This window comes from Microbacterium pratiae, from assembly GCF_047302165.1.
Lineage (GTDB): Bacteria > Actinomycetota > Actinomycetes > Actinomycetales > Microbacteriaceae > Microbacterium.
In genome coordinates this window covers 1,647,405-1,666,103 of the sequence record NZ_CP154843.1, presented here as the reverse complement: position 1 = coordinate 1,666,103, position 18,699 = coordinate 1,647,405, and the positions used below count along the sequence as shown (strand labels likewise).

15 protein-coding genes, 1 tRNA gene and 1 other RNA gene are annotated in these 18,699 nt (G+C 71.1%); 10 read left to right on the top strand and 7 right to left on the bottom strand.

The features are described from left to right. Positions 1 to 13: 13 nt before the first annotated feature. The 3 genes from AA0Y20_RS07780 to ffs all read right to left on the bottom strand — a co-directional run bounded on the left by AA0Y20_RS07780 (position 14) and on the right by ffs (position 3,547). The gene (locus AA0Y20_RS07780) at positions 14 to 1,243 is read right to left on the bottom strand and encodes an acetate/propionate family kinase (protein WP_412938543.1); all 1,230 of its coding nucleotides are present in this window, start codon (positions 1,241 to 1,243) and stop codon (positions 14 to 16) included. Further along, positions 1,240 to 3,357, bottom strand: a complete 2,118-nt coding sequence (pta, locus tag AA0Y20_RS07775; RefSeq protein WP_412938542.1) for a phosphate acetyltransferase — start codon at positions 3,355 to 3,357, stop codon at positions 1,240 to 1,242. Before pta ends, AA0Y20_RS07780 begins: the two co-directional genes overlap by 4 nt. 93 nt (positions 3,358 to 3,450) lie before the next feature. Continuing rightward, positions 3,451 to 3,547, bottom strand: an RNA gene (gene ffs, locus AA0Y20_RS07770) — signal recognition particle sRNA small type. A gap of 107 nt (positions 3,548 to 3,654) precedes the next feature. On the opposite strand from ffs, the gene AA0Y20_RS07765 reads away from it, so the two are divergent. The 3 genes from AA0Y20_RS07765 to AA0Y20_RS07755 are packed head-to-tail and all read left to right on the top strand — an operon-like array spanning position 3,655 to position 8,258. Continuing rightward, the gene (locus AA0Y20_RS07765; RefSeq protein ID WP_412938539.1) at positions 3,655 to 4,647 is read left to right on the top strand and encodes an AAA family ATPase; all 993 of its coding nucleotides are present in this window, start codon (positions 3,655 to 3,657) and stop codon (positions 4,645 to 4,647) included. Between the two features lie 7 nt (positions 4,648 to 4,654). Beyond that, positions 4,655 to 5,944, top strand: coding sequence for a DUF58 domain-containing protein (locus AA0Y20_RS07760; protein WP_412938538.1), 1,290 nt, complete (start codon positions 4,655 to 4,657; stop codon positions 5,942 to 5,944). Between the two features lie 31 nt (positions 5,945 to 5,975). Beyond that, positions 5,976 to 8,258 (top strand): transglutaminaseTgpA domain-containing protein, encoded by a 2,283-nt coding sequence (locus tag AA0Y20_RS07755; RefSeq protein ID WP_412938536.1) that lies wholly within the window; start codon positions 5,976 to 5,978, stop codon positions 8,256 to 8,258. Positions 8,259 to 8,371: 113 nt separating this feature from the next. Here the strand turns inward: AA0Y20_RS07755 and AA0Y20_RS07750 are convergent, their stop codons facing one another. Next, a complete protein-coding gene (locus AA0Y20_RS07750) occupies positions 8,372 to 9,766 on the bottom strand; it encodes a dicarboxylate/amino acid:cation symporter (RefSeq protein ID WP_412938535.1) in 1,395 nt (464 codons plus the stop codon). A gap of 198 nt (positions 9,767 to 9,964) precedes the next feature. On the opposite strand from AA0Y20_RS07750, the gene AA0Y20_RS07745 reads away from it, so the two are divergent. After that, on the top strand, positions 9,965 to 10,573 hold the full coding sequence (locus tag AA0Y20_RS07745) for a cyanamide hydratase (RefSeq protein WP_412938534.1): 609 nt from the start codon (positions 9,965 to 9,967) through the stop codon (positions 10,571 to 10,573). A gap of 38 nt (positions 10,574 to 10,611) precedes the next feature. Here the strand turns inward: AA0Y20_RS07745 and AA0Y20_RS07740 are convergent. Beyond that, positions 10,612 to 10,703 (bottom strand) — tRNA-Ser (locus tag AA0Y20_RS07740). Between the two features lie 73 nt (positions 10,704 to 10,776). Between AA0Y20_RS07740 and AA0Y20_RS07735 the strand changes: the two genes are divergently transcribed. From AA0Y20_RS07735 to AA0Y20_RS07725, 3 genes are read left to right on the top strand one after another with little or no spacing between them, the layout of a single operon-like run. Next, positions 10,777 to 11,817 carry a lactonase family protein gene (locus AA0Y20_RS07735; protein ID WP_412938532.1) on the top strand — a complete coding sequence of 347 codons (1,041 nt, stop codon included), beginning with the start codon at positions 10,777 to 10,779 and terminating at the stop codon, positions 11,815 to 11,817. Positions 11,818 to 11,846: 29 nt separating this feature from the next. Further along, positions 11,847 to 12,614: a siderophore-interacting protein gene (locus AA0Y20_RS07730; protein WP_412938531.1), complete on the top strand. Its 768-nt coding sequence runs from the start codon at positions 11,847 to 11,849 to the stop codon at positions 12,612 to 12,614. 55 nt (positions 12,615 to 12,669) lie between these two features. After that, a complete protein-coding gene (locus AA0Y20_RS07725) occupies positions 12,670 to 13,305 on the top strand; it encodes an NADPH-dependent F420 reductase (RefSeq protein WP_412938529.1) in 636 nt (211 codons plus the stop codon). 41 nt (positions 13,306 to 13,346) lie between these two features. On the opposite strand, the gene AA0Y20_RS07720 is transcribed toward AA0Y20_RS07725, so the two are convergent. After that, a complete protein-coding gene (locus tag AA0Y20_RS07720) occupies positions 13,347 to 13,844 on the bottom strand; it encodes a DUF427 domain-containing protein (protein WP_412938528.1) in 498 nt (165 codons plus the stop codon). Positions 13,845 to 13,854: 10 nt separating this feature from the next. Continuing rightward, positions 13,855 to 14,259 carry a DUF3054 domain-containing protein gene (locus tag AA0Y20_RS07715; RefSeq protein ID WP_412938527.1) on the bottom strand — a complete coding sequence of 135 codons (405 nt, stop codon included), beginning with the start codon at positions 14,257 to 14,259 and terminating at the stop codon, positions 13,855 to 13,857. Positions 14,260 to 14,314: 55 nt separating this feature from the next. On the opposite strand from AA0Y20_RS07715, the gene AA0Y20_RS07710 reads away from it, so the two are divergent. The 3 genes from AA0Y20_RS07710 to AA0Y20_RS07700 all read left to right on the top strand — a co-directional run bounded on the left by AA0Y20_RS07710 (position 14,315) and on the right by AA0Y20_RS07700 (position 18,617). Next, a complete protein-coding gene (locus AA0Y20_RS07710; protein WP_412938525.1) occupies positions 14,315 to 14,932 on the top strand; it encodes a Type 1 glutamine amidotransferase-like domain-containing protein in 618 nt (205 codons plus the stop codon). Positions 14,933 to 15,029: 97 nt separating this feature from the next. Then, on the top strand, positions 15,030 to 16,745 hold the full coding sequence (locus tag AA0Y20_RS07705) for an AMP-binding protein (protein WP_412938524.1): 1,716 nt from the start codon (positions 15,030 to 15,032) through the stop codon (positions 16,743 to 16,745). A gap of 108 nt (positions 16,746 to 16,853) precedes the next feature. Next, positions 16,854 to 18,617 carry a thiamine pyrophosphate-dependent enzyme gene (locus AA0Y20_RS07700; RefSeq protein WP_412938522.1) on the top strand — a complete coding sequence of 588 codons (1,764 nt, stop codon included), beginning with the start codon at positions 16,854 to 16,856 and terminating at the stop codon, positions 18,615 to 18,617. Positions 18,618 to 18,699: the final 82 nt, after the last annotated feature.

Genomic DNA, 18,699 nt, shown 5'->3' with positions numbered 1-18,699 from the left:
ATGAGTCTGATCGTCACGCCGTCACAGCGATGGTCTGCCGCGCGATCTCGAGCTCCTCGTTCGTCGGGACGACGAGCACCTCGACACGCGAGGCATCCGTGGAGATCCGGCGGATGCCGCGCCCGCGCTGCTCGTTGCGCACCGGGTCGATCTCGACCCCGGCGAACCCGAGCGTCTCGAGGGCCGCGGCACGCACCTGGGGCGAGTTCTCCCCCACGCCCGCGGTGAAGGAGATGACGTCGACGCCGCCGAGCTCGGCGAGGTACGCGCCCGCGTAGGCACGCAGCCGGTGCGCGTAGACCTCGAAGGCCAGCGTCGCCGCCTCGTCTCCCCGCGCCACGCCGTCCTCGATGTCGCGCATGTCGGAGACGCCGGCGAGACCCAGCATGCCGCTGCGCTTGTTCAGGAGGTCGTCGAGCTGGGGAATGGTCATCTCGGCCCGGCGCGCCAGGTGGAAGATGACGGCCGGGTCGATGTCGCCCGAGCGCGTGCCCATGACGAGGCCCTCCAGCGGCGTCATCCCCATCGACGTGTCGACGGAGCGGCCCCCGTCGATCGCGGTCACCGACGCGCCGTTCCCGAGATGGAAGACGATCTGGCGCAGGTCGGCGAGCGGTCGCCCGAGGTGCGCGGCGGCCGCCTCGGAGACGAACTTGTGGGACGTGCCGTGGAAGCCGTAGCGACGGACGCGGTGGGCCTCGGCCAGCGCCGTGTCGATCGCATAGGTGTAGGCGGCGGGCGGCATCGTCTGGTGGAACGCGGTGTCGAACACAGCGACGTGGGGCAGGTCGCCGAAGGCGGCCTTCGCCGCACGGATGCCCTGCAGCGCACCGGGGTTGTGGAGCGGTGCCAGCATCGACAGCTCGTCGATGTTGATCTCGACGAGCGGCGTGATCAGCGTCGGCTCGAAGAACCGCGCGCCGCCGTGCACGACGCGGTGGCCCACGGCGACGGGCGGATGCTGCTCGAGCGACGGGCCGCTCTCGGCGAACGCGTCGAGCATGAGCTGGAAGCCCGCGGTGTGGTCCTCGATCGGCAGCTCGCGTTCGTGGGTCGCCTCGGTCGCGGTCACGGCGGGCTCGCCGGCGGCGGCGGGCGGGAAGAACACGGTGTGCTTGACCCGCCCCAGCTCCTGGCCGATGCGCTCGACGAGACCGGACGCGTGAGGGACCCCGCTCTCGGCGTCGATCAGCTGGTACTTGAACGACGACGAGCCGCTGTTGATGACGAGCACGATGCTCATGCGGATGCCCCTCCCTGGGCCTGGATCGCCGTGATGGCGATCGTGTTGACGATGTCTTCGACGAGGGCTCCGCGGGAGAGGTCGTTGATGGGCTTGTTCAGGCCCTGCAGCACCGGACCGATCGCGACCGCGCCGGCCGACCGCTGGACGGCCTTGTAGGTGTTGTTGCCCGTGTTCAGGTCGGGGAAGACGAACACCGTCGCCTTGCCGGCGACCGACGAACCGGGCATCTTCTTGGCGGCGACGGCCGCGTCGGTGGCGGCGTCGTACTGGATGGGTCCCTCGACGAGCAGCTCGGGGGCGCGCTCGCGGACGAGTGCGGTGGCCGCCCGCACCTTGTCGACGTCGGCGCCCGATCCCGACTCCCCCGTCGAGTACGACAGCATCGCCACGCGGGGGTCGATGCCGAACTGCCGCGCGGTCTCCGCTGACGAGACGGCGATGTCGGCGAGCTGCTCGCTCGTGGGGTCGGGGATGACGGCGCAGTCGCCGTAGACGAGCACGCGGTCGGCGAGCGCCATGAGGAACACGCTGGAGACGACCGAGACGCCCGGCTTGGTCTTGATGATCTCGAAGGCCGGCCGGATCGTGTGGGCCGTGGTGTGCGCCGCGCCCGAGACCATGCCGTCGGCGAGACCGAGGTGCACCATGAGCGTGCCGAAGTACGACACGTCGGTGACCGTGTCGGCGGCCTGACCGTACGTCATGCCCTTGTGCGCGCGAAGGCGCTCGTACTCTCGGGCGAACTTGTCGACGTGCACGGCGTCGAATGGCGAGAGGATCTCGGCCCCGCGCAGATCGAGACCGAGCTCGAGCGCGCGCGAGCGCACCTCGATCTCCTCGCCGAGCAGCGTGATGTCGGCGATGCCGCGCGCCAGGACGATCGACGCCGCGTGCAGCACCCGGTCGTCGTCGGCCTCGGGGAGGACGATGCGGCGGCGGTCCGTCCGGGCACGCTCCACCAGTCCGTACGCGAACATGAGCGGCGTCACGACGGTCGAGCGTGCCAGCCCCAGCGCCTCGGTGAGCTCGTTGGTGTCGACGTGCCGCTCGAAGAGGGCGGCCGCGGCCTCGTAGTGCCGCCGGGAATCGGCCGCGAGGCGCCCGCGGGTGCCCATGATGCGCGCCGCGGTCTCGTACGTGTCGAGGTCGGTCGCGATGATCGGCAGCGTCTCGCCGACGCCGTCGATCAGTCGGTCGACGGCCTCGGGCAGCGGGAACCCGCCGTTGATGACGATCGCCGACAGCGAGGGGAAAGTACCTGAGCCGTGCGCGAGCAGCGTGGCCAGGAGCACCTCGGCCCGGTCGGACGGGATGACGACGACCGAGCGCTCGCTGAGCCGCGGCAGCACGTTGACCATCGACATCGCGCCGATGACGACCCCGAGCACCTCCCGACCCAGCAGCTCCGCGTCGCCCTTCACGAGCGATCCCTCGACGGCGGCGAGCACCGTGCTCACCGACGGCGAGACGAGGAAGCGGTCCTCCGGCACGGCCCAGACCGGGACGTTCTGCGGGACGGCGCCGCGCACGGCCTCGACGATCTCGTCGAGACGGTCGCCGTCGGCACGGTTCGCGACGACGGCGAAGAGCTCGGCACGGTCACCGCGCAGCTCCGACACGGCGAGGGAGGCGATCTGGCCCATCTCGTCGGGGGTGCGCGCCGGCGCCGACCCGAGCTTCTCGCCGCCGCCCTGGCCCGCTCGGCCGCCGAGCACCAGCAGTACCGGCGCCCCGAGGTTCACCGCGATGCGGCCGTTGTAGCTCAGCTCGGCCGGTGACCCGACATCCGTGTAGTCGCTGCCCATGATGACCACGGCGTCGCACTTCGCCTCGACCGACTTGTACCGCTCGACGATCCGCGAGAGGGCGCCGTCGGGGTCGCGACGCATGTCGTCGTAGGTGACGCCGATGCACTCGTCGTACGCGAGGTCGACGCCGTCGTGGTCGAGCAGCATCTCGAGGACGTAGTCGCGCTCGTCCGTCGATCGGGCGATCGGTCGGAAGACGCCGACGCGGGGCGCGACGCGGCTGAACGCCTCGAGCACCCCCAGCGCGATGATCGACTTCGCGGAATGGCCTTCTGCGGACGTGATGTAGATGCTCTGAGCCACGGGTTCAGCCTAAGAGGGAGAGGCCTGACCACGAGCCGTGAATATCTCCACGCGTCGTGGCGGCGGATGCCGCAGGCCACGACGGTGGGGAAAAAGTAAGACTCTCCGCGAACCCGGCAGAGCCCGGTTACCCTTGCTACGTTTCCGTCCTGGGGGAGTTGGCCTGGGTGCCGCCTCGCGGAGAGCTGCCACCAGTCTAACCCGGAACCTGAGTCCTCCCGTCACCGGGGCCGGTTAGGCTCTCGCCAGACAGGCGCGACGCGGCGGGGCACGCGGCGCCGAGAACGAGGGGATCGCATGACCAACGACGGCACCCAGGCAGCTTTCAGCCCGGACCGGTTCGCCGCCACCACCGACGCGATCTCGGCGAGCATCGCGCGGGTCATCGACGGCAAGCCCGACGCGGTCCGCTCGGCTCTCGTCTGCCTCCTCGCCGAGGGACACCTTCTGATCGAAGACGTCCCCGGCGTCGGGAAGACGATGCTCGCGCGGGCGCTCGCGGCGACGGTCGACGCGACGGTACGCCGCATCCAGTTCACGCCCGATCTGCTTCCCGGCGACGTCACGGGTGTGAGCGTCTTCAATCAGGCGGACCGCGAGTTCGAGTTCAAGCAGGGCGCGATCTTCGCCCACATCGTCATCGCCGACGAGATCAACCGCTCCTCCCCCAAGACGCAGTCGGCGCTGCTGGAGGCGATGGAGGAACGCCAGGTCACCGTCGACGGACGGACCCACGCGCTCCCCGCGCCCTTCCTGGTCGTCGCGACGCAGAACCCGCTCGAGATGGAGGGCACCTACGCCCTCCCGGAAGCGCAGCGCGACCGATTCATGATCCGGATCTCGATGGGATACCCCGACGCGGCCTCCGAGGCGCGGATGCTGCGACACCGCGACGCCGTCAACCCGCTGTCGTCGCTCGAGCCGGTCATCACGGCGCGCGAGGTCCAGGATCTCATCGCGTGGAGCCGCAGCCTGCACGTCTCCCCCGCGGTGGAGGAGTACGCGGTGGCGATCGCCCGGGCCACCCGCGATCACCGCGACCTCCGGCTGGGCGCCAGCCCCCGCGCCACACTCCAGCTCGTGCGCGCCGCGAAGGTCTGGGCGGCGCTCGACGGGCGCCCCTTCGTCATCCCGGACGACATCGTCGCGTTGGTGCAGCCGGTCTTCGCCCACCGCCTCATCCCGGCGCGCACCACCGGCGCCTCCCGCGGCCGCAGCGGCGCCGAGGTCGTCGAGGCGGCGCTCGCCGACATCGCCGCGACCGTGCCGGTGCCCCTCCCGGTCCGCTGAGCACGCCATGACCGGCTCCCCCACCTCGGCTCGCCGCCGGCGCCGGCGCCCGCGCCTGGGCCCGGCCCTGCGACGGGCATGGCCGTTGACACCGCGCGGCGTCGGAGCCCTGTTGACCGGAGTCGCAGCCATCGTCTGCGCTCATGCGTTCGGCGTCGTGGAGCTCGTCTACATCGGCGTGCTGCTCATCGCGAGCGTCGCGTTCGGCTGGGTGTCCCTGTGGTTCGTCCACCGCTACGGCGACGTCTCGCGGTCGTTCTCCCCCGATGTGACGGCGGTCGGAAGCGAGAGCATCGTCACGGTGCACGCGACGGCTCGCGGCGGACTCTCCGGCGCCGTCGCCCGGTGGACCGACGCCCTTCCGGACGGCATCGAGGGCGACGCCTCGGGCATCCTCACCGGCGCGGCGGCTCTCGACCGACTTCGGCTGACGTACCGCATCCGCGGGACCCGACGCGGTATCCGCGAGGTCGGCCCGTTCTCGATCGTCGTCACCGATCCGTTCGGCTTCACCCGTCGGAGCGTGCGCGCGGGCGCCGCCGAGCCGATCACCGTCGCCCCCGCCACCGTGATGCTCCCGCCGTTGACCGAGTACCCCGGCGAAGCCGGCGGCAGCCTCCACACCGCGACGCACCAGCTGGGAGAAGGCGCCGACAACCTCATCCCCCGGGCGTACGCCCCCGGCGACTCGATGCGGCGCATCAATTGGCGCGCGAGCGCCCACCACGACGAGTTGATGGTGCGTCAGGAGGAGCAGGAGTCCACCCCGGAGGCGACTGTCGTGCTCGACCGGGCGGCGAGCCGCTGGGCGCAGTCCGCTTCTCGCCCCGGCGAGGACGCGGCGTTCGACGCCGCCGTGACGGCGGCGGTCTCGGCCGTCGCACGGCTCGCGCGCGAGGGATACGACGTCGCTGTCATCGACACGGAGGGACACCCGATCGGCGCGCCGGTTCCCGCCGGCGACACCGTGGCGGTCGAACAGCTCGCGCTCGAGCTCGCGACGGTCGTGACCGGTTCCGACGATCGATTGAGCGGGCTCGCCCGCCTGTTCGCCGGCACCGTGGCCGGACCCGTGGTCCTCATCACCGCCCGTGTGACCGCCGCCGACGCCGATGCGCTCGCGCCGCTCGTCGCCCACAGCGCGCTGCCCGTCCTACTGGCGGCCGAGTCGTCGGAGGAGGCGCTGACCCGGGCATCCGCTGCGGGATGGCGGGCCGCCGTCCTCACCCCCGACGGCGACCTCACCGACAGCTGGCGGGCAGCGACCGAACGGGGGACCACGCGTGCCGCTCTCTGAGCCCTCGCGCCGGTGGCGGCGCCGACCGGCCATGCCCTCGCGCGCCGAGCTGGGCCGGACCGGCGACGTACGGCTCGCGGCGGTCCTCCTCGCGGCCATCGTCGCCGCGATGCTCCCGCTGCTGCGTGTCGTCGCCGCCGGCACGTGGCTCGTCGTCGCGATCGCGATCGCCGCATCCGTCCTGCTGGTCGGCATCGCGCTGCGGCGGCTGCGCAGCCCTGCCGTCGTGGTCACCCTCGCCGAGCTGGTGACGGCCTGCGCGCTCGTCACCGCCGTGTACTTCGGTGACACGGCGCTCCTCCTCGTCGTCCCGACGCCGGGAACCTTCGCCGAGGTGCCGTCGCTCGTCGCGGGCGCGAGCGAGCAGATCGTCAACGGAGTCGCACCTCTCGCGGCCGAGCGCCCCCTCGCCGTCGTCGCCGTGGCGGCCGTCGCCGCGCTGACGGTACTGCTGGATCACACGGTCATCACGGCACGGATGCCGCTGCTGGCGGCGATCGCCCTCGTCGCGGTCTGGCTGATCCCCGCGCTGTCCGTGCCCGCCCCCGTCGACCTCATCGCGTTCGTCGTCTTCGCCGCCGCCGTCCTGCTGCTCGTCCGCGCCGAGACCCGCTCGCGCGAACGTGCCCTCGCCCGTTCCATCGCGACCACGTCCGCGGCCGAGGCCCGGCAGCGCGGCGAAGCGGAGCCGCGGCGGTCGCCGGTACGCTCGAGCGCCGTGCTCGCGGCGAGCCTCGCGGTGACCGCGATCGTGGCCACCGTCATCGTCACGCCCGAGCTCCCCCGCCCCGCGCCGCGCGTCGGCATCGGCACCGGACCCGCCACCACCATCAACGCCAACCTCGAGCTCGGCGACGACCTGCGGCGCCCCACCGACGTCGAGGTGCTCACCACGCGCACCAACGCACCGAACATGCCGTACCTGCGGGCGGCGACGCTGTCGAGCTTCGACGGACGTGTCTGGGAACCTGATCGCGACGAGACCACGCCGTTGACGCCCGAGGCGCTCGGTCCCGTCGTCGCCGACCCCGACGTGCGCGTGACCGAGTATCAGACGACGGTGAGCATCACGCAGCTCTCGTCCGCATGGCTGCCCGTGCCCGGTCCGGCCGTGCGCGTCGACGACCTCTCGGGCGCGTGGGAGGCGATGCCGTCCAATCGCACCGTCGTCGCCGCAGACGCCGTCACTCAGGGCCAGGAATACGTCACGACGACGCACGTCGTGCGACCGACCCTCGAACAGATTCAGGCGGCGGGGACGACGGGCGAGGGCCTGCCCGACACCGTCACGCAGCTGCCGGCCGACATGCCCGCCGTGATCGAGCGGACGGCGCGCGAGATCACCGCGACGGCGGGGAACGACTTCGACCGGCTGGCCGCGCTGCAGCGCTGGTTCCGCAGTGCGGAGTTCACGTACTCGCTCGACGCTCCGGTCTCCGACGGGTTCGACGGTTCGGGTGTCGAGGCGATCGCAGACTTCCTCGAGGTCCGCAGCGGCTACTGCGTGCACTTCGCCTCCGCTTTCGCCGTCATGGCGAGGACGCTCGACATGCCGTCCCGCATCGTCGTCGGCTACCTGCCGGGGACGCTGTCCGGTCGGGTCGTCGACGGCGAGAGCGTCGCGACGGTGCTCAGCTCCCAGCTGCACGCATGGCCGGAGGTGTACTTCGCGGGCATCGGCTGGGTTCCGTTCGAGCCCACGAACAGCCTCGGGACCCCCGCGACGTACGCACGGTCGACGCAGCCGCTCCCCGACGACGGCGGGCAGGACGTGCCTCCGGCGCCCGCACCGCAGCAGACCGCGACCGTGGCTCCCGACGGCGGTCGGACGCCGACGCCGACCGCTTCGACCGGCGTCGGCGGCGACACCGGTGAGTCTGCGCTGACGGTCGCGCTGCCCTACGGCGGGATCGTCCTCGCCTTCGCGGCGCTCGTGCTCCTGCCGGCCCTCGTCGGAGCCGCGCGCCGCCGGTGGCAGACCAGGGCGGCAGAAAGCGGCGACGTCCTGGCCGCCTGGCGGATCGTTCGCGAGAGCGCTCGCGACATCGGTGTCCGCATCGACGATGCCGAGACCCCCCGAGCCCTCGGCATCCGCCTGGCAGCCGTGCCGACCGTGCCCGCCGACAGGATCGATGCCCTCGTCGCGGCGGTCGAGCGGACCAGCTACGGCGCGCCCGGCGACCAGCGCGAGGCGGCGACCGGCCGGGCCGCGGCATCCGATGCCCTCGCGGTCCGCCGCGGGCTGCTCGCATCGGTCTCGACGCCGCGGCGGCTCGGCGCCGTCCTGCTCCCCCGCGCCCTCGTCCGCGCCTGACCCCGCCCCACGCGCGCTGCGCAGAAGCAGATGGGGCGCACTTCCCGACGTGGGTCGCAGATGAAGCTGCGCCGGATGCCGGGAAGTGCGCCCCATTCGGGTGCGCGGGAGCGTCAGACGCGCGCCGGGGCCTCCAGCTCGTCGGCGCTGTCGTCGGCGAACGGGTCGCCCGAGCGCTCGGCGTCGTACAGCTCGCGATCGAGGATGCCCTCGCGCTTGGCCACGATGGTCGGCACGAGCGCCTGGCCCGCGACGTTGACGGCCGTGCGGCCCATGTCGAGGATCGGGTCGATCGCGAGCAGCAGACCGACGCCCTCGAGGGGCAGGCCCAGGGTCGTCAGGGTCAGCGTCAGCATGACGGTTGCTCCCGTGGTGCCGGCCGTGGCCGCGGATCCGACCACGGAAACGACGACGATGAGCAGGTACTGCACCGCGTTCAGCTCGAGGCCGAAGAACTGCGCGACGAAGATCGCGGCGATCGCCGGGTAGATCGCGGCGCAGCCGTCCATCTTCGTCGTCGCACCGAACGGCACGGCGAACGAGGCGTACTCGCGCGGGACGCCGAGGTTGCGCTCGGTGACCCGCTGCGTGAGCGGCAGGGTGCCGATCGACGAGCGCGACACGAACGCGAGCTGCACTGCGGGCCAGACGCCCGAGAAGTACTGCCGGATCGACAGGCCGTGGGTCTTCAGCAGCACGGGGTACACCACGAACAGCACGAGGGCCAGACCGATGTAGATCGCGACGGCGAACCAGAGCAGCGTCGTGAGCTTCTCCCAGCCGTAGGTGACGACGGCGGATCCGATGAGACCGAGCGTGCCGATCGGGGCGATGCGGATGATCCACCAGAGCACCCGCTGGACAACCTTCAGCGCCGACTCGGTGAACGACACGAACGCCTCGGCGCGCTTGCCGAGCTTGAGCGCGGCGATGCCGATGGCGACCGAGATCACGATGATCTGGAGCACGTTGTACCCGACGCTCGAGCTCGCGGCGCCCGTCTCGGGGTTGATCGAGGTCGACACGGACAGACCGAGGAAGTTCTGCGGGATGAGCCCCGTCAGGAAGCTCCACCACGAGCCGACGCTCGAGGGGACGTTCGGCGTGAGCTCGCCGGCGTCGACGCGCGCGCCGGGCTGGATGGTGACCCCCAGCACGATGCCGATCGTCACGGCGATGAGCGCGGTGATCCCGAACCACAGCAGCGTCTGGCCCGCCAGACGTGCGGCGTTCGTAACGTTGCGCAGCTGCGTGATCGAGGCGACGATCGCGAGGAAGATGAGCGGCACGACGGCCGTGCGCAGCAGCGTGACATAACCGCTGCCGATCGTCGACAGCGTCGCGGCGAGCCCGTTCGGGTTGCCCTCCCCGTCGGGCCCGAGCTGACGTGCCAGCAGGCCGAGGAGGACGCCCGCGACGAGGGCGATCGTGATCTGGAAGCCGAACGAGCGGTAGAAGGGCTTCTTGCGCTTCACCGGGGCGGCGTTCTTCGAGGTGGCAGAACTCATGGTGGTGCTCCTGAGGGGATGACGTCGCGATGGCGACCCACCGACGCTAAACCCGATTCGGGGTGGTCGGGGCCATATGACCCTCCGTGACAACGGTCCGGTCCGTCTCGTCGTCGCATTCGGGACACGCTAGATCTGATGCCTGCCGGAGTCGGCGCCGCCCCGGTGACGGCCGCCGCGTCACCGCAGAATGAGCGTATGAACCGCGACCTCGACCAGCTCCTCACCCCGCCGACGCCCGTCGCCGCGCTCGCCCTCGAAGCGGTGAGTCGATGGTCCTCGCCGGCGCTCGTCGACCACGGCATCCGGTCGTGGGCCTGGGCACGGCTGCGCGCGGAGGCGTTGGAGCTCGAGCACGATCCCGAGCTGCTGTTCGTCGCGGCGATGCTCCACGACCTCGGCGTCACCCCGGCCTTCGACGCTCACGAGATGGCTTTCGAATCGGCCGGCGGGGCCGCGGGGTGGCTGTTCGCGGCGGGAGCGGGCTGGCCGGTGGAACGACGCGAGCGGGTGCGTGAGGTCATCGAGCGTCACATGTGGCTGAGCGTCGACCCGGCGCTCGATCCCGAGGGCCATCTGCTCGAAGTCGCCACGAGCCTCGACGTCTCGGGGGTCGCGCCGGAGCTGTGGGATGCCGACACCCTGCGGGCCGTCACGGAGCGGCATCCGCGTCGAGACTTCACCGCGCAATTCGCGACGTGCATCCACGCGCAGGCGCTCCGCAAGCCCGGCACTCCTGCGGCCCGGCTCGATGCGTCGCAGCGCATCGCCGAGGGCGGGCGGGTCTGGGACGGCATCCTGGAATGACGAAAGGCGCCACCCTCGCGGAGTGACGCCTTTCGTTCTGGCGGAAGTGACAGGATTTGAACCTGCGAGGCGAGTTACCCCGCCTACATGGATTCCAGCCATGCTCCTTAGGCCGCTCGGACACACTTCCGTCGTCGAGTTTATCAGTCCCCGGCGGGCTCTCCCGCCGCGTCGGTCTCGGGCCGCGGAGCTAGGCTCGTGACGTGACTGATTCCTCTCTCGTCCTGGTCGCCAACGCAGGTGACAGCAGCATCAGCGTGTTCCGTCTCGACGGCGACGCCCTCGAACGACTCTCCGTCGCCGAAGGCCTCACCGGAACCGGCACCTTCGCGATCGACCGCGAGCGCGACCTCGTCTACGCCGGAGTCAAGGGCGCGTCCTCGGACGAGCCGGCTGCGATCGTCACGCTCACGCTCGATCGCGCCACGGGCGAGCTCACCCCCCTCTCGCGCTTCGCGCTCCCGGACGGTTCCGTCAGCTACATCGCGCTGGCCCGCGGCGGCACAGCCCTGCTCGCCGCGTCGTACGGCGGCGACTACGGCTTCGTCGCGCCGATCGTCGACGGCACGATCAGCGAGCCGACCGGTCGGGTCGAGTTCGCCAAGCTGCACTCGGTGCTGCCGTCGTCCGACGGCCGATTCACCTACTTCGTCTCGCTCGGCGACGACCTCGTGGGGCAGTTCGCGCTCGGCGACGACCTGTCGCTGGCTCCGGTCGGTTCGGGTACCGCCACAGCCCCCGCCGGCAGCGGCCCCCGCCACCTCGTCCTGAACAGCGCCGAGGACGCCGTGTACGTCATGACCGAATACTCCGGCGAGGTGCTGCACTACGCGCGCGATCGTCAGACGGGCGCCCTGGAGCTGAGCTCGCGGGCCAATGCGGTCGACCCCGCTGCCGGGCTCGTCCGGGGCGAGATCGGCGGCGACCCCGTCGCGAACCACGCCGTCTGGGGTGCCGACATCCACTTCGGCGCAGACGAACGATTCCTCTGGATCTCGGAGCGCTCGACGAGCACCCTGGGCGCCGCGCCCGTCAGCGCGGACGGCACGGTGCAGGACGTCGCCTCCTTCATCCCCACCGAGCCGCAGCCGCGCGGTTTCGTCCTCTCCCCCGCCGGCGACCGCCTGGTCGCGGCGGGTGAGAAGTCGCGCACGGTCTCGCTCTACGCCGTCGACGGCGCCGAGCTGACCCTGCTCGGGCAGGCCGAGACCGGCGCGGGGGCGAACTGGGTGCGCTTCGCCTGACCCGCGGCACCCCGGGTACCGTGGGTGAGGTGGCCCTCTCTTCACGCACCACTCCTCGCCCGAGCATCGAGCTCGAGGTCGTCGGAACCGAACGTCTCTCCGCAGATCTGGTTCGGGTGACGCTCGGCGGTGAGGGCTTCGCCGCGTTCCAGAACCGGCCCGAGACCGACAAGTACGTGAAGCTGAAGTTCACGACGCCCGCGCCCGAGTCCGCGCCGGTGACGCGGACGTACACGGTCCGACGGGTGGATGCCGTCGCGGGCACCCTCTCGATCGATTTCGTGGTCCACGGCGACGAGGGCCTCGCCGGACCGTGGGCGGCCCGCGCGCGGGTGGGCGACCGGATCGAGCTGATGGGACCGGGCGGCGGTTACGCCCCCGATGCCACGGCCGACTGGCACCTCTTCGCGGGCGATCTCTCCGCCGTTCCGGCCATCGCCGCGGCGCTCGAGACGCTGCCGTCGGATGCGGTCGGACACGCGTTCATCGAGGTGGAGTCCGACGACGCGATCCTGCCGCTCGAGGCTCCGGCCGGCGTCGAGGTGGAGTGGGTCGTCGACCCGACCCACGACGCCGAGGCTCTCGCCGCCGTCGTGCGGCAGTACGACTGGCCGGAGGGCGACGTACAGGTCTTCGCACACGGTGAACGCGAATCGATGAAGGCCCTGCGGCGCGTGCTCTTCGACGAGCACGGGCTCGACCGCGGCAGGGTATCGCTCTCGGGCTATTGGGCCCGCGGACGCACCGAAGACCGGTTCCAGGCGGAGAAGCGCGAGCCCATCGGTCAGATCCTCTGACCTCGATCCGCCGCGGACGGGAATGCCGGCGCGGGTCCATTCCGTTCACTCCCCCATGACCACTGTGGGAATCATCGGAGCAGGACACATCGGAAGCGCTCTCGCTGAGGGGCTCGTCGCACGCGGCTACGACGTCGTGATCGCCAACTCGCGCGGGCCGGAGACGCTCGACGAACTCGTCGCCGAGCTCGGCGACCGCGCCCGGGCCGCGACCGCCCAGGAGGCGGCAGAAGCGGCCGACTGGGCCGTCGTCACGGTGCCGCTCAAGGCGCTCGAGGACGTCCCCGCCGAACCGCTCGCGGGCAAGATCGTGCTCGACACGAACAACTACTACTGGGAGCGCGACGGCCGCATCGCGGAGCTCGAGGAGAAGCGCACCACGACCGCTGAGATGGCCCAGCGCCACTTCGCCGACGCGAAGGTCGTGAAGGCGTTCAACCACATCCCCGCCGCCGACATCAACACCGACGGCGCGCCCGCCGGAACCCCGGGCCGCCGGGCCCTCGCGACCGCCAGCGACCACCCGGATGCCGTTGCGCACGTCACGGCGCTCTACGACGAGTTCGGCTTCGACACCGTCGACATCGGATCGCTCGCAGACAGCTGGCGCGTCGAGCGCGACCAGCCCGCCTACGTCGTGCGGCAGAACGCCGACGAGCTGCGCGCGAACCTCGCCCGCGCCGAGCGCTGATCCGGACGCAGAGTCACCCTACGCGGGCCCGTTCGAGCGGTTCACCACCCCATCGAACCGGGGACGCCCTTGAACGGGCCCGCGAGGTTTGACGTCACCCAGCCGCCGTAGAAGCCGCCGGGCTGCGGAACGACGACCTCGCCGTCGACCGTGCACCGGTCCATCCCGCCCGCATACACGGCCACGCGCCCGACGAGCTCCTCGTAGCCCGGTGACGGGTCGGGGTAGCCCCACGCGGCGCGCTGATCGACCGCGGCGCCCCGCACGACGTCGAAGTACTCGGCGGCGCCCTTGAACTCGCAGAACGAGCTGCCCGCAGCCGGAACGAGCGCGCCGGGCACGAAAGCCGAGGCCGGCAGGTAGTAGACGGGCGGGTGGCTCGTCTCGAGCACCCGGACGACGTCGTCGGTGTCGACGATCGTCACGGCGGCGAACTCGATCGTCACGCGTGCGCGGACGCGCTCGAGGCGGGGCGGGCGCGGGTAGTCCCAGACGGATTCCTGTCCGGGGCCGACGGGGTCGGGGGTGGGGCGGCGCATGCCCGACAGGTTACGCGCGGGGAGCGACATCCCGGCTGCCAGGATGCTCGACGCGACGCGAGCGAAGCGAACGGATGCCGCGGGCGATCAGCCGCCATCCCACGAGAAGCGCGAGCAGGGTCAGCGTCGCCACGATCACGAACGGCAGCGCCGTCCCCTGCCCCGACACCGCGCGGAGCAGCATCCCGCCGACGACCGTCGCGCCCCAGACGACGAGACCCGTCGGCACGATCCGGACCGGCGAGCGCCATGCCCGCGCGAACACCCAGCCCACCAGCAGGGCGGCGAGGAACGGCCACGAGGTGGTCCACAGCCCCGCGAGCACATCGGAGTCGTGGCTCGCCCGCCCGGTCGCCGCGAACGCCACCACGAGCACGGCGTCGAGCAGGAAGGCGGGGACGGACGCACGGATCATGCCTCCATCCTCCCCGGCGACGGCGATGTCCATCGCCCTCGATAGCCTGGAGCGCGTGCGACTGCTCCTCCTCTCCCTGCACCCCGGCGCGCTGCGCCCGTTCCTCGACGACGGCGACCGTCCCGGCCCCATCGTCTACGTCGACGACGCGCAGGCAGCGTTCCGCGACGCCCCCTTCGTCGCCGCCGAGCGCGAAGCGGTGCGCTCGGGCGGCCGCGCGGTGGTCGACGTCACGCTGCGCAGTACCGGGGCGGGGGACTTCGCGCACCTGCTCTCCGACGCGGGGGCCGTCTATGTCGCGGGCGGGAGCACGTTCGCGCTGCTCGAGGCCCTGCGCCTCTCCGGCAACGACCGGGTCCTCATCGACCATGTCAGACGCGGACTGCCGTACATCGGGCTCAGCGCGGGATCGATCGTGGCCGGGCCCGACGTGACACCCGCGTCGCTCATGGACGATCCCGCCGACGGTCCCGCCCTCACGAGCCACGAGGGTCTCAGCCTGGTCGACGTGACGGTGATCCCGCACGCCGACGGAGCGCTGCCGCCCTACCCGCCCGAGCTGATCCGCCGCACCGTCGACACCTACGGACCGGATTTCGCGCTCCTCCCGCTGCGAGACGATCAGGCGCTGCTCGTCGAAGACGCCGGTTCGCGGGTGATCGCTTCGCGCTGACCCGGCGCATCCCATGCTTCGCCCAGCATCCGCTCCTTCCTAGACTCGGAAGGCGTCCGCCGCGCCTGCTCCGGACGAGAGAACAGATCCGAGGCCCATGTCTTCTCCCGATGCGACGGCGGCGACGGCCGCATTCCGCGCCGCCCGCGACTTCCTGCTCGACAACGCGCACTCCCCCGAGGCGGCCCACACCGGGTTCACCTGGCCCGACGTCGGCGATCATTTCAACTGGGCCGTCGACTGGTTCGACGCGATCGCGGCCGGCAACGACCGCGTCGCGCTGCATGTCGTCGACGAGGACGGCAGCGAGACACGGGTCACGTACGACGAGATGCGACGGCGCTCGAACCGCGTCGCCAACTGGCTCACCGACCGGGGAGTCGGGCACGGGGATGCCGTCATGCTCATGCTCGGCAACCGGGTCGAGCTGTGGGAGGCGATGCTGGCCATCCTCAAGATCGGCGCCGTCATCCTGCCGACCTCCGTCGTGCTGGGAACCGACGACCTCCTCGAGCGCGTCGAGCGTGCCGACATCCGAGCCGTCCTCGCCGACCCGGTCGACGCCGCCAAGTTCGACGGGATCGCAGGCGGCTTCGAACGCATCGTCGTGGGCGGCGAGCGCACGGGGTGGCACGCTTTCGGCGAGGCGGCGACCGCCCCCGACACCGCGCCCGGGATCGTCGTCGCCTCGGACGACCCCGCCATCGTCTACTTCACCTCCGGCACCACCTCGCGTCCGAAGATGGTCGTGCACACCCACGTGAGCTACCCGGTGGGTCATCTGTCGACCACGTACTGGATCGGGATACGGCCCGGCGACGTGCACATGACGATCAGTGCTCCCGGATGGGGCAAGCACGCGTGGAGCCTCTTCTTCGCGCCGTGGATCGCCGAGGCGACCATCTTCGTCTACAACTACGCCCGCTTCGACGCCGCTCGCCTGGTCGAGCAGCTCGACCGCAACGCCGTGAACACCTTCTGCGCGCCGCCGACGGTCTGGCGGATGCTGATTCAAGCCGATCTCGAGAAGCGGCCCCGCGCGCTGCGCGAGCTGCTGTCGGCCGGCGAGCCCCTGAACCCCGAGGTGATCGACACGATCCAGCGCTGGTGGGGACTGCAGATCCGCGACGGGTACGGGCAGACCGAACTGACCGCGGTGATCGGCAACACTCCCGGCGTCGCGGTGAAGCCCGGCGCGATGGGACGCCCCCTCCCGGGCAACGACATCGTGCTGATCGATCCCCTCACCGGACGCATCGGCGACGAGGGCGAGATCTGCCTCCCGACCGCGCCGACGCGGCCGCTCAACCTCATGCCGGGCTATCTCGGCGAGCCCGAGCGCACGGCCCAGGTCGACCACGACGGTTATTACCACACGAGCGATGTCGCCGTCCGCGACAGCGACGGACAGCTCACCTTCGTCGGGCGCACCGACGATGTGTTCAAAGCCAGCGACTTCAAGGTCTCGCCCTTCGAGGTCGAGTCGATCCTCCTGACCCACCCCGCCGTCGCCGAGGCGGGGGTCGTCGGGGCCCCGGACGCCGTGCGGCTCAACATCGTGAAGGCGTATGTGGCGCTCGCGGCATCCTGGGAGGCGTCCGCCGAGACCGCGCGTGCGATCCTCGCTCACGCGCGCGAGCACATGCCGCCGTACATGCGCGTGCGCCGCGTCGAGTTCTTCGAGCTGCCGAAGACGATCTCGGGCAAGATCCGCCGGGTCGAGCTGCGTGAACGCGAAGTCGCGGCGGCGGATGCCGACGAACGCGTGACGACGGAATGGCGCGAGTCCGACTTCCCCGACCTCAAGGGGTGACGTCCCGGCCCGCTGTCGCTCAGGCGGGCCATTCGCAACCCCTGGCACGCGCACAGGCTGCGGGAGAAGACTGAGGGTGTCCGGACAGCCTCAGCAGAAGGAGCCCTCGTGCCGCAGAACGTCGCCGAACAGATCGTCGCTCAACTGATGGATGCGGGGGTGAAGCGGATCTACGGCATCGTCGGCGACTCGCTGAACCCGATCGTCGACGCGGTGCGACGAACCGGTGGCGCAGCCGAAGGCGGGATCGACTGGATCCACGTCCGCCACGAGGAGGCCGCGGCCTTCGCCGCCGCGGCGGACGCCGAGCTCACCGGCGAGCTGGCGGTGTGCGCGGGAAGCTGCGGCCCCGGCAACCTGCACCTCATCAACGGACTCTTCGACGCGCAGCGATCGGGTGTGCCGGTGCTGGCGATCGCCAGCCACATCCCGAGCCTGCAGATCGGATCGGGATACTTCCAGGAGACGCACCCCGAGCGGCTGTTCACCGAGTGCAGCGACTACTGCGAGATGATCCTCACCCCCCAGCAGTCGCCGCGCGTGGTGAACTCGGCGATCCGTCACGCGACCGCGGGGTCGTCGGTGTCGGTGATCGTCCTTCCCGGCGACCTGGCCGAGCTGCACTCGACGGGCGAGTTCCCGCCGTTCGTCGCCGCCCGGCCGGGCCGCCTGGCACCCGACGAGCGGAGCATCGTCGACCTCGCCGCCGCGATCGATAAGGCCGAGAAGATCGCGATCTTCGCCGGCGAGGGAGTGCGCGACGCGCGCGACGAGGTGATCGCGTTCGCCGAGCATCTCAAGGCGCCGATGGGGCACTCGCTGCGCGGAAAGCAGTGGATCCAGTACGACAACCGCTTCGATGTCGGCATGTCGGGTCTGCTCGGCTACGGCGCCATCGACCACGCGATGCACGAGGTCGACCTCCTCCTGATGGTGGGCACCGACTTCCCGTACGACCAGTTCCTCCCGGACGGCGCGAAGACGGTCATCGCGCAGATCGACGTCGACGCTCAGCGGCTCGGCCGCCGGGCGGGAGTTACGCATCCCGTGCACGGCGACGTCGGGCTCACCCTGGCGGCGCTGCGATCACGGACGAGGGCCAAGACCGACGACGCCTTCCTCGAGCACACGCTGAAGCGGTACCGGAAAGCCATGAAGGACTCCGTCGCGACCTACACCGACTCGGATGCCCAGCCGATCCACCCCGAACGCGCCATGTCGGTGATCGACCGGGTCGCGGCATCCGACGCCGTCTTCACCGCCGACACGGGGATGGGCAACGTATGGCAGGCCCGCTATGTCACTCCTGGGCCCGACCGACGCCTGCTGGCATCCTGGCGTCACGGGTCGATGGCCAACGCCCTCCCGCACGCCTTCGGTGCGCAGATCGCCTACCCCGACCGTCAGGTCATCGCGATCGCGGGCGACGGCGGACTCTCCATGCTCCTGGGCGAGCTCATCACGGTCGCGGCATACGACCTGCCGCTGAACGTCTTCGTCTTCAACAACTCGACGCTCGGAATGGTCAAGGCCGAGATGCTGGTCGCGGGCTTCCCCGACTTCGGCGTCGATGTGCCGATGGTCGACTTCGCCGCCGTCGGGCGGGCGCTCGGGTTCCACGCGCAGCGGGTGACCGACCCCGCCGACCTCGAGGCCGCGGCCTCCGCCGCCCTCGCCCACCGCGGACCGTCCATCGTCGACATCGTCACCGACCCCGATGCGCTGTCGATGCCGGCGTCGATCACGGCGGAGCAGGTCGCCGGCTTCGGGATGTCCATGGCGAAGATGGTGCTCGGCGCGAAGGATGCCGGCGGCATCGGCGCCGTGCTCGAGACCGCGAAGTCGAACATCAAGCACATCCGCAGCCTCTGACCGGGCGATACATTCGTCGGACGGGTGGGGCTGGTGTCGTCGCGGCAGCGGCTCGATGCGACACCAGCACCGCCGATCCGAC